The organism is Salirhabdus euzebyi, from assembly GCF_014207435.1.
GTDB lineage: Bacteria > Bacillota > Bacilli > Bacillales > Alkalibacillaceae > Salirhabdus > Salirhabdus euzebyi.
Genome location: NZ_JACHGH010000003.1, coordinates 189723 through 203676, shown reverse-complemented (window position 1 = coordinate 203676; position 13954 = coordinate 189723). Strand labels below are relative to the sequence as shown.

Sequence of the window (13954 nt, the reverse complement as noted above, 5' to 3'; positions counted from 1 at the left end):
ACATATAACAATTAAATTAATGGAAGTTTTTGTACGTTAGGGGGGATACAGTTATGGGTAATTGGGATTTTGATTGGGAGAGATTCAGTATATTACGTCATAAGAACTCTACTGAAGAGGAATGGAAGGATCTTCCCTCTAGTGCATTATATTGGATGCTAGAAAATAGCAAACAAGTATTTTCTATTTCTACTTTAGAAGGAAAAATTGTATTTATTTCACAAAATGTAAACAAAGTGTATGGTTATTCAAAAGAAGAGATGCTAGGGAAAAATAGATACGAATTCATACACGAAGACGATTTGCATTATTTTGATACGAAAGTACCCCCACGTGAAAATGAACGAATTAAGTTAACCTATCGGATGAGACATAAAGAGGGTCATTACATATGGACAGAAACCTACACAAGCAAACTGAAAGAGAATGGTATAGAGTATTACGTAATGGTTACGAGTGATATTACAAGTAAGAAAGATGTAGAAAATTTATTGGCTCAATCAGAGAAATTATCAGTAGTTGGACAATTATCGGCTGGGATTGCTCATGAAATTCGTAACCCACTAACATCTCTAAAAGGGTTTTTAAACATTATGGCAGCCAGTCCTAATAAAATTCATCCTCAATATTATCAAATCATGAAGGAAGAGTTAGAAAAAATCGAATCTATCACCTCAGAACTTCTTTATATTTCAAAACCCCAAGTAGATTATCGAACAGAAGAAAAAATTGGAGCTATTTTACAAGATGTTTGTACGTTAATGCAGTCACAAGCTAGACTAAATAATGTAACCATTTCTTTGCAGGAGTCAGGTTATGGTAATATTTTATTATATTGTGATAAATCCCAAATGAAACAAGTGTTCATAAATTTAATAAAAAATGCTATTGAAATTATGGAACAAGGTGGTACAGTATACGTCAAGTTAAAGGCTGATACAAAAAAGGTTATGATAGATGTAATAGATGAAGGACCAGGTGTACCAATTGCTTTAATAGACAAAATTAAAGAACCTTTTTTTACAACGAAGGAAAATGGTACAGGTTTAGGCTTAATGGTAACAAACCAACTATTAGAAAAACACAATGGAACACTATCGGTTTTGCAAAATGAAGAAGGACAAGGCGCGACGTTTCGGGTAACGTTACCAATAATATAAAGAATAAAAGGACTTGTGGTGAAACAAATGACAGATCGACACTATACTATTGGGCTAGCAGGTCATATTGATCACGGAAAGACAGCCCTGACGAAAGCTTTAACGAATGTTGATACAGATCGACTTAAAGAGGAAAAAGAACGCAATATTTCCATAGAACTTGGTTTTGCTCCTTTCCGTATGGAAGGGGCTTCTTTTGATATGTCCGTGATTGACGTTCCAGGACATGAGCGATTCATCAGGCAAATGATTGCAGGTGTAGCTGGCATTGACTTAGTAATCATAGTCATCGCCGCTGACGAGGGTATTATGCCACAAACAAAAGAACATATGGATATCTTGTCATTATTACATGTGACCAACGCAATCGTTGTATTGACAAAAATAGATAAGGCAGAATCCGAGTTAATTGAATTAGTAGAAGAAGACGTCAAAAAACATTGCGAAAAGACTCCTTATAAACATGCCCCCATCTTAAAGGTTGATAGCCTTTCTCGAAATGGGATAGATGAGTTAAAGCAGAAAATTGTTGAGAAAATGGAGCAAATCCCTAATCGAAATAGTAACAGCCCTTTTCGCATGCCAATTGACCAAGTGTTTTCCTTAAAAGGAGTCGGCTCTATTGTAAGAGGTACCATTTACGAAGGCGCCATTCATAAGGAAGAAACCGTGTACGTCTTACCAGGTGGGGACGAGGCAAAAGTTCGTCAAATACAAGTCCATGGCCAAGAGGTCGAAAAAGCGTATGCAGGGCAGCGAGGAGCGATTAATCTTGCAGGAATTCATAAAAGAGACATTGCACGCGGACAAGTAGTCGTAAAAAATCCATCCTATTTTTCGGAATCGATGACAATTGATGTGTCTTTACAACTGTTGGAGGATAACCAATACCCAATCAAACAACGTTCGCCAATTAAATTACATATTGGTTCGGCAGAGGTGTATGGAAAAGTTATCTTCTTTGACCGTAACAAAGTGCAATTCGATGAAAATGAGATTTTATGTCAAATTAGATTAGAAAAACCAATCGTTGTGAATCGTGAAGATCGTTTTATTTTACGTAGGGCTACTCCAGTTGAAACAATTGGTGGAGGATGGGTTATTAACCCTATGGGTGAGAAATATAAGTTTGGAAATGAAACGATTAATATGCTAACTCGACAAAAAGAAGGCACTCCCACTGATCAAATTTTACGATTGATAGAAAAAGAATGGCTTCCATTAGAGATGATTGTTAAGAAGTTAGCGATGGATGAGAAACAAATCCTTCATCATCTACAAATGTTACAGGAACAAGATAAAATCGTCCTTCAGGGGAAGTTGTACGGATCTGTCAATACAGTACAAACCATATATGGTCAGATAGTAGCTTTATTAGAGGATTATCATCAACAACATTCCATGAGACGAGGAATGAATAAACCAGAATTACTACAAAGCTTACCTGCACCCCGAAAAGTAGCCGAAATGTTAGTAAAGGAATGGATAGAGGATAGAAAATTAAAACAACAAGATCAATTTATTTCTATCCAAAGCTTTACTCCAAACTATCCATCTCAATGGGAAAAGAGAATGGAAAAAGCGGTGGAGAACTTAAAATCGGATGGTATTCAAGTGAAAGAATGGGATGAGTATGTAGAGTTAGAAGGAATTCCTGGTACTTTGCAGGAAGAATTGAAAAGTTTTCTGCTAGCTAACAACACGATTTATCCATTATCTGATAAACATGTTATTCACGTGGATAGTTTTGATCATTATACATCTTTGCTTGCAAAGAATACATCTGATTCTTTTTCAGTAAAAGAGGCGAAAGATGTTTGGAATATATCACGGAAGTTCTTAATACCTTTACTAGAGCTTTTAGACGAAAAAGGCTTCACGAAACGTGTAGAAGATAAACGAGTATGGGTTAGAGTAGAGGTTTGACAATGGCTCACACAATGGTGTGAGCTTTTCCTTATTCACTATGTTAGTAGGTCATTCATTTGATATTTTTGAAGACCTTTTTTATACTTACAGTAAGGCTATTACCACTTGGTAGAACTAGTTGGATACGAAGGAGGAATTATACTTATGCCTTATAAAATAAAAGTTGAATTTTGTATGATGTGAAATTACGCACCAAAAGCTGCGAGGTTCGCAGATGAATTATTTAGTCATTTTCGACATAATATTACTGAATTATTGTTAGTACCTAGTTCTGGAGGAGCATTTGAGGTTACCATAAATGGTGAAAAAATTTATTCAAAGTTAGAAATTGGCAAATTCCCAGAAACGAAGAACATTATCCAACAAATGGAAGAGTTGAACTAAGAAAAACATGCCTTAAAGAGGCGTGTTTTTTCTGAGTAAGGAGAAAGTGATATACTTGATGTAAGAATGTGACGATGAGGTGATGGATACATGAATGAGTATCTTCGACAAATACCTCCTGTACATGAACTACAACAACATCCAGATATTTTGTCATTACAAAGAAAAGTTGGTGTATCCAGCAACAAAATGACAGAGTGGATTCAGCAAGAAGTTAATTCAGTACGTAAGGATATATTAAGTGGAAGTTGGAAGATAGAAAAGACTAGTTTCGTTGAAGCTATTGTGAACAAAGTTAAACAAACCGTTTTAATTTGGGATCAAAAAAGGCTAACGAGTGTTATTAATGCCACAGGTACAATTATACATACTAACTTGGGTCGTTCTCGCCTTTCGGACGAAGCAATTGAACAAGTTGTTGCTGTTGCGAAAAATTATTCCAATTTAGAGTATGATCTTCAATCCGGAAAAAGAGGCTCGAGGCATAATATTTTAGAAGAATTATTAAAAGAAGTTACTGGGGCTGAAGCGGCTTTAGTAGTAAACAATAATGCTGCAGCTGTTTATATGGTACTTCAATGCTTTGCGAAGAATAAGGAAGTCATCGTCTCACGGGGTGAATTAGTAGAAATTGGCGGTAGTTTTCGGGTTTCCTCCATTATGGAAGAAAGTGGAGCGACGTTAAAAGAAGTTGGTACTACGAATAAAACCCATTTAAAGGACTACGATGAAGCCATTAACGAAAACACGGCAATGATAATGAAAGTACATACAAGTAATTTTAAAATTGTAGGATTTACGAAAAGTGTGGGAACGGCTGAGCTTATTTCATTAGCGAAAGCAAAAGATACATTATTCTATGAAGACCTTGGAAGCGGAGCATTGTATGATTTCCAAAAAGAAAAAATAGGGGATGAGCCGGTCGTTAAGGAAATAATGAAAAACGGACCGGACCTTGTATCTTTTAGTGGAGACAAATTATTAGGTGGCCCACAGGTTGGTGTAATAGCAGGGAAAAAACAGTTTATCGATCAACTGAAACGACATCAGCTTGCAAGGCTACTACGTGTCGATAAAATGACCTTTGCTGCTTTAGAAGCTACATTAAAAAGCTATGTGAAAGGGACGAAAGAAGCTCTTCTAAACATACCTACAGTAAGAGATGTACTGAGGCCATTTGAAGAAATTAAGGTACAGACAGAAAAATTTATCGAAGCTAGTAAGGACTTGCATATGTTTTCCTTTTCTTTAAAAAGTGATTTCTCAACGATTGGTGGGGGGACCATGCCCGGAGAAACCATCAAAACGTACGGTGTAACAATTGAGTCTGTTAAACTTAACTCTTCAACTTTAGAAAAAAGATTAAGACTTTCTTCTACACCAATTATTGGACGATTTGTAGACGAAAAGCTGTATCTTGATTTCCGTACACTTACAGAAACAGATATAGCTGAAATCTATCGCTTTTTCAAACAACTGAATGAAGAGTTACATATCATGTGAAGCTCCTTTTTTCTGCCTGGAGTGGTTTCGATTTTTAACCTTTTTCGAACCTTTCATGGGAACACCATAAGGCTGACTTGCTTGACGGTGTAGTTTTGAGTTTTTTTGTTCTGCCATTGTTCACTCACCTCCTGTATCTTTAGTATCTGATGGAGGTAGTGTTTTAGTCACCAATAAGGCAGTTACCTAATTTTAGCTTTATGGCCAATAAATTTTTATGATTATCAGCTCTATTTGTGTTAAAAATTGATATTAAACGTTTTACTTATATATAAATTTGATTTAAAATGTATAAGTGCAGAAAGACTGTCATAAAAAGTAGGAAAATTGGGGACAGGTGAAGCTTTTCTATTTTACTTAAGGGGGTTAAATTATATGGCAACAAATGATGCTTACAAAGCTCGCAAGCAGTTTGAGATTGATGGTAAAAAGTATAATTATTATCATCTAAAAGCATTAGAAGAAGCAGGTATTGGTAATATTTCACGTTTACCATATTCTGTCCGTGTATTACTTGAATCCGTATTACGACAATATGATGGACATGTTATTAAAAACGAACACATTGAAAAATTAGCAAAATGGGGTACTAAAGAAGGTGAAGGAGTAGATGTTCCTTTTAAACCATCTCGTGTAATCCTTCAAGACTTTACAGGTGTTCCAGCAGTAGTTGACTTAGCTTCTTTAAGAAAAGCGATGGTTGATATGGGTGGTAGCCCTGATAGCATTAACCCGGAAGTACCAGTAGATTTAGTTATTGACCACTCTGTACAGGTTGATAAATACGGTACTGGTCAAGCGTTAAACTTAAACATGGATCTTGAGTTTGAGCGTAACGCAGAGCGCTATGAGTTCCTACATTGGGCTCAAAAGGCATTCGACAACTACCGTGCTGTTCCACCAGCAACTGGAATCGTTCACCAAGTTAACTTGGAATATTTAGCAAATGTCGTTCATGCTCTTGAAAATGAAAATGGCGAGTATGACGCATTCCCTGATACATTAGTTGGTACAGACTCTCACACAACGATGATTAACGGTTTAGGCGTTCTAGGTTGGGGTGTAGGTGGAATTGAAGCGGAAGCAGGTATGTTAGGTCAACCTTCATATTTCCCTGCTCCAGAAGTAATTGGTGTTAAATTAACTGGATCATTACCAGGTGGAACGACAGCTACAGACCTTGCATTAAAAGTAACGCAAGTACTTCGTGAGAAAAAAGTAGTTGGTAAATTCGTTGAGTTCTTTGGCCCAGCTCTTTCTGCAATGCCACTAGCTGATCGTGCAACGATTTCAAACATGGCACCAGAATATGGGGCAACTTGTGGTTTCTTCCCAGTAGATAGTGAAGCATTAGAGTATCTTCGCTTAACTGGACGTAGCGAGGAACAAATTAAAGTTGTTGAAACGTATTGCAAAGAAAACGATTTATTCTACACACCAGACCAAAAAGATCCTGAATTTACAGATCTTGTAGAAATTAACTTGTCTGAATTAGAGCCAAACCTTTCTGGTCCTAAGCGTCCACAAGATTTAATTGCTCTTTCTGATATGAAAGAATCCTTTAATAAAGCGCTAACTGCACCAGCTGGAAATCACGGCTTTGGTCTTGAGGAAAGCGAAAAGAATAAAGAAGTTACTGTAGAGTTATCTAATGGTAAAAAAACAGTAATGAAAACAGGTGCTGTTGCCATTGCTGCGATTACATCTTGTACGAACACATCTAACCCTTACGTTATGTTAGGTGCTGGATTGTTAGCAAGAAACGCAATTGAAAAAGGTCTAGAAGTACCTGCTTATGTAAAAACTTCTTTAGCACCAGGTTCAAAAGTTGTTACACGTTATCTAGAGGATTCTGGATTAATGACATACTTAGACCAATTAGGATTTAACCTAGTTGGGTATGGTTGTACAACTTGTATCGGTAACTCTGGTCCACTTCTTCCTGAAATTGAAGAAGCAATTGCTAGCAATGATTTGACCGTTTCATCTGTCCTATCTGGTAACCGTAACTTTGAAGGCCGTATTCATCCATTAGTGAAAGCGAACTACCTAGCTTCACCGCCATTAGTAGTAGCTTATGCGCTTGCTGGAACAGTGGACATTGACTTGTACAATGAGCCATTAGGTCAAGATAAAGATGGAAACGACGTATTCTTTAACGATATTTGGCCATCAAGTGAAGAAGTAAAAGAGCAGATTTTTAAAGTTGTTACACCTGAAATTTTCCGTAAAGAGTATGAGAACGTATTCAACTCTAATGAAAAATGGAACGAAATCGAAACAACTGACGAGCCTCTTTACAAATGGGATAAGGATTCTACTTATATTCAAAATCCTCCATTCTTTGAAGGGTTATCAGCTGATCCAACGGAGGTTAAGGACCTTAATGGATTACGTGTAATCGGTAAATTCGGTGACTCTGTTACAACAGACCATATTTCTCCTGCTGGGGCGATTCCAAAAGATATGCCTGCAGGTAAATATTTAGTGGAAAAAGGAGTATCACCACGTAACTTTAACTCATTCGGTTCCCGTCGTGGTAACCACGAAGTAATGATGAGAGGTACATTTGGAAATATCCGTATTAAAAACCAAATCGCTCCTGGTACAGAAGGTGGTTTCACTACTTACTGGCCAACAGAAGAAATCATGCCAATTTACGATGCTGCAATGAAGTATCAAGAAGATAACACTGGACTACTTATTATTGCGGGCAAAGACTATGGTATGGGAAGTTCTCGTGACTGGGCTGCGAAAGGTACTAACTTACTTGGTATTAAAACAGTTATCGCGGAGAGCTTTGAGCGTATTCACCGTTCTAACTTAGTTATGATGGGTGTACTTCCTTTACAGTTTAAAGAAGGAGAAACAATTGAATCTCTTGGCTTAACTGGTAAAGAAACATTTAACGTTCATATTAATGAAGATGTTAAACCACATGACTTAGTGAAAGTAACTGCTACTGATGAAGAAGGAAACACGAAAGAATTTGACGTAGTAGCACGTTTCGATAGTGATGTTGAAATTGACTACTATCGCCATGGTGGAATTCTTCAAATGGTTCTACGTAATAAATTAAAATAAATTGTACGATAAAGTCCACAAAAAGCATTCCTAATGGGATGCTTTTTGTTATTAAAAAGTATATCCTTGAAGTGTTCCATGTATCCTGAAGTTGTATAAAGAAATAAAAAAAGACTCATCACTATTTGTAATGATGTAAAGCGATAAGTTTTCTTTCTTTCTTTCTTCAAGACATGATAAAATATAGAATGGTACTACAAACTAGCTAGTAAAAAGGTAGGTTGTTCACATGCTACAACGGTTGCTCGGAGCTGTAGTCCTTTTAGTAATGTTTGGAATAGTAATTTATAACTTTTTTGAGGACGAGCAAGGACAAAACAATAATGAACAAAGATTAGTGGAAATAGAAGACGAAAACTTTGATGGTGTTATTACTGCCTATCCTGAGGCTAAGGAAGCTTCTGCCCAAGTGGAAGTTAATAAACCAGCACCAGACTTTACACTGGAAACACTTGATGGTGAGGAGCTTACGTTATCTGATTTAAAAGGGAAAAAAGTATTTTTAAACTTTTGGGCAACATGGTGTACGTATTGTTTAGATGAAATGCCTGCCATGCAAAAAATACACGAAAATTATGGGGATGAAGTTGTTATTATTGGTCTTAATGCTACAGGCTCGGAGACTTCTTTAGACAAAGTAAAAAGTTACGTAGACCAATTAGGTATAACATTCCCGATTGTGTTAGATAAGGACTTAAAAGTAACGTACGATAAATATCAAGCAATGGGTTTACCGACTACTTTTTTCATTAATACAAAAGGTGAAATACAACTGGAAAGACATATAGGACCAATGAGCTATGAATTAATGGAAGAAAAGTTGAAGGAATTAAAATAATCTGAATAAAAAAACATTCATTGGAAATGATGTATTTTAAAGGAGAGATTTTCCAATGAATAAAAAACGAAAAATGAGCTTTGCCGAAATGTTAGAAACCGAAAGGCAGCAAATTAAAAATAACCCCGAGTTAATGGATAAAATTGAGCAGAAGTTAGAAGATAGACTATCTGCTGGAGTAATGAAGACAGCTGAAAAATAACAGCTGTCTTTTTTCATTATGATGAAAAAGAAAAAAGCCCAACTTTTAACTGCGATATTTTTTATATGTTAAGCAGAAAATAAGGATGAAAACTCAGAGAAGAGAGGGGTTTTAACACATGGGAAATCCTAAAAAAGACTCGAAACATTTTCAACCTGAACATTTAGGTAAATTGAGCAAAGAATTTGATGGGAATAAAGGGAGAAAGTATCAAGTAAAAGGCGGTCATGAGAAACCAACAATCTGGGCACAGCCTAAAGGTCATTAAAGAGAGAGGAGTTTAATGACATGCCAAATCATCATAGTAAGCCGAATCCAGACAATCGTGCAGATAATGTAGAAAAGCTGCAGGAAATGGTTCATAACACGATAGAGAACATGGAAGAAGCAGAAGAAATAGCTCACTTAACTTCTGATAAAGATAAAGCAAATCTTCAAGCAAAAAATGAGCGTAGACGCGAATCAATAAAGGCAATGCGCGCAGAAATAAAAGACGAGTATCGTCATCAACATTAACTAATTGCAGGAGGCTTGTTTTATACAAGCCTCCTTATTTTACTTAAGTATCTTTGTTATTTATGATAAAATGACTTTCATGTACTGATGAGGGAGAGAACTAAAAATGAAAATAGTCGAATCTGAAATAAAAGTACGATACCAAGAGACAGATCAAATGGGTGTCGTTTATCATGCTAACTATTTAGTCTGGTTTGAAATTGGCCGAACAGATTTTATTGAAGCACTAGGCTTTCAATATCATGAATTAGAGGAACAAGGAATAGTGTCGCCTGTTTTGGATGCCAATGTCCAGTTTAAGTCGCCTATACGTTATGGTCAAAAAGCATATGTGAAAACATGGGTGGACCAATACGATGGTTTAAAGGTTACATATGGCTACGAAATTGTAAATGGGAAAGGGGAAACTGCTGTTACCGGTAAAACAACACACGTTTGTGTAACAAAAGACCGCTTTCGTCCGGTTTCTACTAGAAAAAAGTTCCCACAATTACATGAAGCGTATTTAAAGGCAAAGGGTGAGTAATATCCATGGCTTTTGGTGTGAAAAGAGAAGAACTAAATAATTGGAAGAGTGAAGTGAATAAAGGAAATATTGCTTTCTTGACCCACTATTGGTTAGATGACCGATTTCCAAATAGTACTAGTGTGACGAAGGTTGGCTGCTCTGATATGTCCAAATTGGAACAATGGGGAAAAAGATATGGGTTAAGACCAGAATGGATACATAAAGATGAAAAATATCCACATTTCGATTTATTTGGAAAATTTCAAAAGGATATTTTAGAGGCAGAAGGTTTGGAAGAGCAGCTTGAAAGGTTTAACATTTTAAAATAAAGCAGGTAATCAAAAAAGAGACTTTTGCCCAAACAAAAATGCTGGCAAAAGCCTCTTTTTTACTATATCTATTCGGTTTTATAATCGAAAATTGGTTCATCCAACGCTTCATCAAAATTCACTACTAAGTCTGTATTGTCAAAATACCATTCATCTTTTTGTTCTACATAAAAAGTAATTCCGTTTTCCGTTACTTCGGCAATTGGATCCACTGGTTTAGAAGGGGAAACACCTAATGAAAAACCTGGTACAATTCCCCCAACACCACCATAACGGACAAAAAATCGTAAATAATCATTTTCTTCTAGCTCTAATTCTTCTTTATACCAGTTCACAGCACGTTCTTCTACTTGAAGTTTCATGTGACCACTCCTACATTTTTTCGGAGCATCGTCCATAATACTACTAATACCCCGATAAGTTTCGCTTTCAATCAGTTGGATAAAATCAATTTTCTGATTTGAAGTTTCTCTTTATGAGTTTTTCTTGTCTGGTACTGGGTCATATCCTCCGTCGTGAAATGGATGGCACTTCAAAATTCTCTTTATTGTCAAATATCCGCCTTTGAAAAATCCAAATCGCTTAAAAGCGGTTAAACCATATTCCGAACATGTAGGATGAAAACGGCAGGATGGTGGCTTCATAGGTGAAATAAATTTCCGGTAAAACTTTATAATATAGATGAACAAGTATTTCAAAGCCCTCATCCTTTAGTTATCGTTCTTACAAGTTTTCATTTCTCTTATCATACGTAATTTTAGCCACTGCGTCATGTAAATGGATTGATTCTTCATTTACACAGGATACTTCAAACTTCTCTACAAATGGTAGTTCATATAAGTCTGCAGCTACTAATCTAACCATATCTTCTACAAAACGAGGATTTTCATAAGCGCTTTCAGTTACCGCTTTTTCATCCGGGCGTTTTAAGACGGGGTGAATGCGAGCACTGGCATTGGATTCTGCAGCTTCCAGTAATAATTCCTTCCAATCCATTTGTGTCTCATCGAAATCTTCAGCTAACGTGACAATCATTTTTACATGACCACGTTGATTATGAGCACTATATTCACTAATTTCTTTTGAACAAGGGCATAATGTTGTAATGGTCGCTTGTAAAGAAACTTCTATATCAAAACCTGTTTCTTTGTGATAGCCAACCTTCATGGACACATCTGCATGATTCAAGCCTATTAAGCCTGAAAGTGGTCCTGTACGTTCAAAAAACCAAGGGAAGGATACATGGATATAGGCATCCTGTTGTTTCAAACGTTCAGCAAGTTCCTCTGCAAACTTTTTCATTGTTTTTAAATCGATGGTAAAACCATTTTCATGGTACGCGTGTAGTTGTTCGGTAAAGCGACTCATGTTTGTCCCTTTACTATCTTGGCTAATACTAGATGAAAATTCAAAGGTACCAATCGTCGTTTGGTTATATGGTTTCAGATTACTATTTATAATGATAGGGTGCTTTACATTCTTAATTCCGACCGCATCTACCGTAAATAGAAAATCTTTTTTTGTATTTTGTAAGTCAGGCATTTTATCTTTTTCAATCGGCTTGGATTTAGGCCCTGGCACAACCGAACCGAATAATTGATGTCGTTCTTTTTTACTAGGTAGTTTTTTCTTTTGTTCAGCTTCCAACATAAATAGACTCCTTTCAGCCTCAGTGGTCAAACTAATATGCTAACTATCAAAAGTATACATGATACCTTAATTAATGTTCAATTTATATACCTGACAAGTCATTATAACTCGGGGACAACTTCCAAATCGTCGGAATATGTTTTCATATGTTGCTGCATTTCTTCATACAACTGTTTGGCATTTGTCAAACCGTATTGATCTGCTTCGAAAAGGGGTACTACTTTATAATTACGATAATTCGGACGATAATTGTAAGTAGGCATAATTTTGGCATTCGAAATATTGTAATGAACATTGTTTTCCCGATCAATTTCTTTGCTTAGATTAACATGAAGAACAGCCCCAATCCGTTGATAAAGCTCTGCTTGTCCGGAGAGAAAATTCCCTAGAGAATAAATAACAAAAGTTTTATGGCCATTCTCTTGTTCAATCCAATCAGCTGGCTGTAATACGTGTGGATGATGCCCTAGAATAATATCTGCGCCTGCTTTACTTACTTCGTCAACGAGTAATTCTTGAACTTCGTTTGCTAGACGTTGATATTCCAAACCAAAATGAAGACTAACGACAACAAAGTCGACCTGTGGCTTTAATTTCTCTATATCTTCCACGATTTTATTATCATCAATCAATTGAACTAAATAAGGCTTGTCCTCTGGCCGAATTAAACCATTTGTCCCATATGTGTAAGCAACAAAACCAACTTTAATTCCCTCGCTATTAATAATTCGTGGAGTGTTTTGATCTTCAAAACTACGGTAACCACCTACGTATGGAATCCCAATTTTATTTAAGTAATCCGTCGCATTTAAAATAGCTTGTTCACCACGGTCTAATGTATGATTGTTCGCAATAGAAACAATATCTACACCTGCGTCTTTTAATGCATCCCCAACTTCATAAGGAGAATTAAACATTGGGTAAGAGGACAATCCTAACTCCGTCCCACCTAAAATTGTTTCTTGATTCGCAAACATAATATCAGGAGAAACCATCGAATCTTTTACAGGTGCTAACATTGGACGGAAGTCATAGCCATTTGCTGTTCTTGCGTCTTCATAGACAGAGTTGTGAATAAGAATATCCCCAACAGCTCCTAGCGTAATTTCACTTTTAAATGATTTCGGTGTTACTTGAGGATCTGCTGCTTTTACAGTATGGTCTTTAACCGCAAAACTTGTTTGTTCCTCTGTTTCAGAATTCGTTAATACGACTAATATAACGCTAATGACTGTTAAGGATAATAATAGACTAATAATTACGGAGACTTTCTTCATCTTAATCTCTCCCTAGTTCAATTTTTTGTTGTATGTATTTTTTCACTTGTGAAAAGCTGTTTGTTAAAATATTGTTGCTCTTTTTTCTTAAACTGCGAAGTAACTTTGTAATTTGGTCAGTGCTATATGACCGCTTCGGCAGAATACTTCGCTTTCCACGGGCACGGCCTCAGCCTCCTCGCGGAAAACCACCGCTGCGGGGTCTTCAGACACGTGCTATCCTGTAGGAGTCTGCGTATTCTGCCTACGCTCTGATTGATTTACTATTTAAAGATTAGTGATATGAGCTAGGTATGATTAGAAAATTCTTCCTTATTACTACGAAAATAATACTTTTTCCCAAATCATCAGTAGATTAAAGATAAGCACATGCTGAGCGCAGGAAATCCACGTAGACTCCTGCGGGGACAGCGAAGACGTTGGAGACCCCACAGCGAGCGTTCTGTGCGAGTGAGGAGGCTCAGCGCGCGATCCCTAAGGTGCGCGTAGTGTATTTCCGTAGCGGTTGGATTTGCACACATCAAGTTACGTCGCAGTTTCTATCAAATGTGATACAAATATCAACTATCGCTAC

General features: G+C 36.6%; 16 protein-coding genes. 11 read left to right on the top strand and 5 right to left on the bottom strand.

Going from position 1 to position 13954, the window contains the following annotated elements:
• Positions 1-53 precede the first annotated feature (53 nt).
• The 4 genes from HNQ94_RS06140 to selA all read left to right on the top strand — a co-directional run bounded on the left by HNQ94_RS06140 (position 54) and on the right by selA (position 4976).
• A complete protein-coding gene (locus HNQ94_RS06140) occupies positions 54-1160 on the top strand; it encodes an ATP-binding protein (protein ID WP_174495359.1) in 1107 nt (368 codons plus the stop codon).
• A gap of 27 nt (positions 1161-1187) precedes the next feature.
• Positions 1188-3086, top strand: a complete 1899-nt coding sequence (selB, locus tag HNQ94_RS06135) for a selenocysteine-specific translation elongation factor (RefSeq protein ID WP_174495540.1) — start codon at positions 1188-1190, stop codon at positions 3084-3086.
• A 147-nt stretch (positions 3087-3233) separates the two neighbouring features.
• Positions 3234-3473 (top strand): Rdx family protein, encoded by a 240-nt coding sequence (locus HNQ94_RS19725; RefSeq protein ID WP_346266314.1) that lies wholly within the window; start codon positions 3234-3236, stop codon positions 3471-3473.
• Between the two features lie 90 nt (positions 3474-3563).
• Entirely contained in the window at positions 3564-4976 is a 1413-nt protein-coding gene (selA, locus tag HNQ94_RS06125; protein WP_174495358.1) for an L-seryl-tRNA(Sec) selenium transferase, read from the top strand.
• On the opposite strand, the gene HNQ94_RS06120 is transcribed toward selA, so the two are convergent.
• Positions 4962-5093, bottom strand: coding sequence for a small acid-soluble spore protein P (locus tag HNQ94_RS06120; protein WP_174495357.1), 132 nt, complete (start codon positions 5091-5093; stop codon positions 4962-4964). The genes selA and HNQ94_RS06120 overlap by 15 nt on opposite strands.
• Before the next feature lie 258 nt (positions 5094-5351).
• Here HNQ94_RS06120 and acnA point away from each other — a divergent pair, with 258 nt between their 5' ends.
• The 7 genes from acnA (at position 5352) to HNQ94_RS06085 (ending at position 10453) form a co-directional block, all read left to right on the top strand.
• A complete protein-coding gene (acnA, locus tag HNQ94_RS06115; RefSeq protein WP_174495356.1) occupies positions 5352-8060 on the top strand; it encodes an aconitate hydratase AcnA in 2709 nt (902 codons plus the stop codon).
• Positions 8061-8289: 229 nt separating this feature from the next.
• Complete coding sequence (locus HNQ94_RS06110; protein ID WP_174495355.1) at positions 8290-8898, top strand: TlpA family protein disulfide reductase; 609 nt, start codon at positions 8290-8292, stop codon at positions 8896-8898.
• A gap of 55 nt (positions 8899-8953) precedes the next feature.
• The gene (locus HNQ94_RS06105) at positions 8954-9100 is read left to right on the top strand and encodes an FbpB family small basic protein (protein ID WP_174495354.1); all 147 of its coding nucleotides are present in this window, start codon (positions 8954-8956) and stop codon (positions 9098-9100) included.
• A gap of 118 nt (positions 9101-9218) precedes the next feature.
• Positions 9219-9368: a small acid-soluble spore protein N gene (sspN, locus tag HNQ94_RS06100; protein ID WP_174495353.1), complete on the top strand. Its 150-nt coding sequence runs from the start codon at positions 9219-9221 to the stop codon at positions 9366-9368.
• Between the two features lie 20 nt (positions 9369-9388).
• Positions 9389-9616 (top strand): small acid-soluble spore protein Tlp, encoded by a 228-nt coding sequence (gene tlp, locus HNQ94_RS06095; protein ID WP_174495352.1) that lies wholly within the window; start codon positions 9389-9391, stop codon positions 9614-9616.
• A 106-nt stretch (positions 9617-9722) separates the two neighbouring features.
• Positions 9723-10142 carry an acyl-CoA thioesterase gene (locus tag HNQ94_RS06090; protein ID WP_174495351.1) on the top strand — a complete coding sequence of 140 codons (420 nt, stop codon included), beginning with the start codon at positions 9723-9725 and terminating at the stop codon, positions 10140-10142.
• A 5-nt stretch (positions 10143-10147) separates the two neighbouring features.
• Positions 10148-10453, top strand: a complete 306-nt coding sequence (locus HNQ94_RS06085) for a hypothetical protein (protein ID WP_174495350.1) — start codon at positions 10148-10150, stop codon at positions 10451-10453.
• A gap of 68 nt (positions 10454-10521) precedes the next feature.
• Here the strand turns inward: HNQ94_RS06085 and HNQ94_RS06080 are convergent, their stop codons facing one another.
• The 4 genes from HNQ94_RS06080 to HNQ94_RS06065 form a co-directional block, all read right to left on the bottom strand.
• A complete protein-coding gene (locus HNQ94_RS06080; RefSeq protein ID WP_174495349.1) occupies positions 10522-10815 on the bottom strand; it encodes a HesB/YadR/YfhF family protein in 294 nt (97 codons plus the stop codon).
• A 111-nt stretch (positions 10816-10926) separates the two neighbouring features.
• A complete protein-coding gene (gene yidD, locus HNQ94_RS06075) occupies positions 10927-11151 on the bottom strand; it encodes a membrane protein insertion efficiency factor YidD (protein ID WP_174495348.1) in 225 nt (74 codons plus the stop codon).
• A 25-nt stretch (positions 11152-11176) separates the two neighbouring features.
• On the bottom strand, positions 11177-12103 hold the full coding sequence (gene folE2, locus HNQ94_RS06070; protein ID WP_174495347.1) for a GTP cyclohydrolase FolE2: 927 nt from the start codon (positions 12101-12103) through the stop codon (positions 11177-11179).
• A 101-nt stretch (positions 12104-12204) separates the two neighbouring features.
• On the bottom strand, positions 12205-13380 hold the full coding sequence (locus HNQ94_RS06065) for a CapA family protein (protein ID WP_221452501.1): 1176 nt from the start codon (positions 13378-13380) through the stop codon (positions 12205-12207).
• Positions 13381-13954: the final 574 nt, after the last annotated feature.

Coding starts and splice junctions, on each gene's coding strand:
- HNQ94_RS06085 (WP_174495350.1), top strand. CDS start 10,148: ATGGCTTTTGGTGTGAAAAGAGAAGAACTAAATAATTGGAAGAGTGAA.
- acnA (WP_174495356.1), top strand. CDS start 5,352: ATGGCAACAAATGATGCTTACAAAGCTCGCAAGCAGTTTGAGATTGAT.
- HNQ94_RS06065 (WP_221452501.1), bottom strand. CDS start 13,380: ATGAAGAAAGTCTCCGTAATTATTAGTCTATTATTATCCTTAACAGTC.
- tlp (WP_174495352.1), top strand. CDS start 9,389: ATGCCAAATCATCATAGTAAGCCGAATCCAGACAATCGTGCAGATAAT.
- HNQ94_RS06090 (WP_174495351.1), top strand. CDS start 9,723: ATGAAAATAGTCGAATCTGAAATAAAAGTACGATACCAAGAGACAGAT.
- HNQ94_RS06120 (WP_174495357.1), bottom strand. CDS start 5,093: ATGGCAGAACAAAAAAACTCAAAACTACACCGTCAAGCAAGTCAGCCT.
- HNQ94_RS06110 (WP_174495355.1), top strand. CDS start 8,290: ATGCTACAACGGTTGCTCGGAGCTGTAGTCCTTTTAGTAATGTTTGGA.
- selA (WP_174495358.1), top strand. CDS start 3,564: ATGAATGAGTATCTTCGACAAATACCTCCTGTACATGAACTACAACAA.
- HNQ94_RS06105 (WP_174495354.1), top strand. CDS start 8,954: ATGAATAAAAAACGAAAAATGAGCTTTGCCGAAATGTTAGAAACCGAA.
- folE2 (WP_174495347.1), bottom strand. CDS start 12,103: ATGTTGGAAGCTGAACAAAAGAAAAAACTACCTAGTAAAAAAGAACGA.
- HNQ94_RS06140 (WP_174495359.1), top strand. CDS start 54: ATGGGTAATTGGGATTTTGATTGGGAGAGATTCAGTATATTACGTCAT.
- HNQ94_RS06080 (WP_174495349.1), bottom strand. CDS start 10,815: ATGAAACTTCAAGTAGAAGAACGTGCTGTGAACTGGTATAAAGAAGAA.
- sspN (WP_174495353.1), top strand. CDS start 9,219: ATGGGAAATCCTAAAAAAGACTCGAAACATTTTCAACCTGAACATTTA.
- selB (WP_174495540.1), top strand. CDS start 1,188: ATGACAGATCGACACTATACTATTGGGCTAGCAGGTCATATTGATCAC.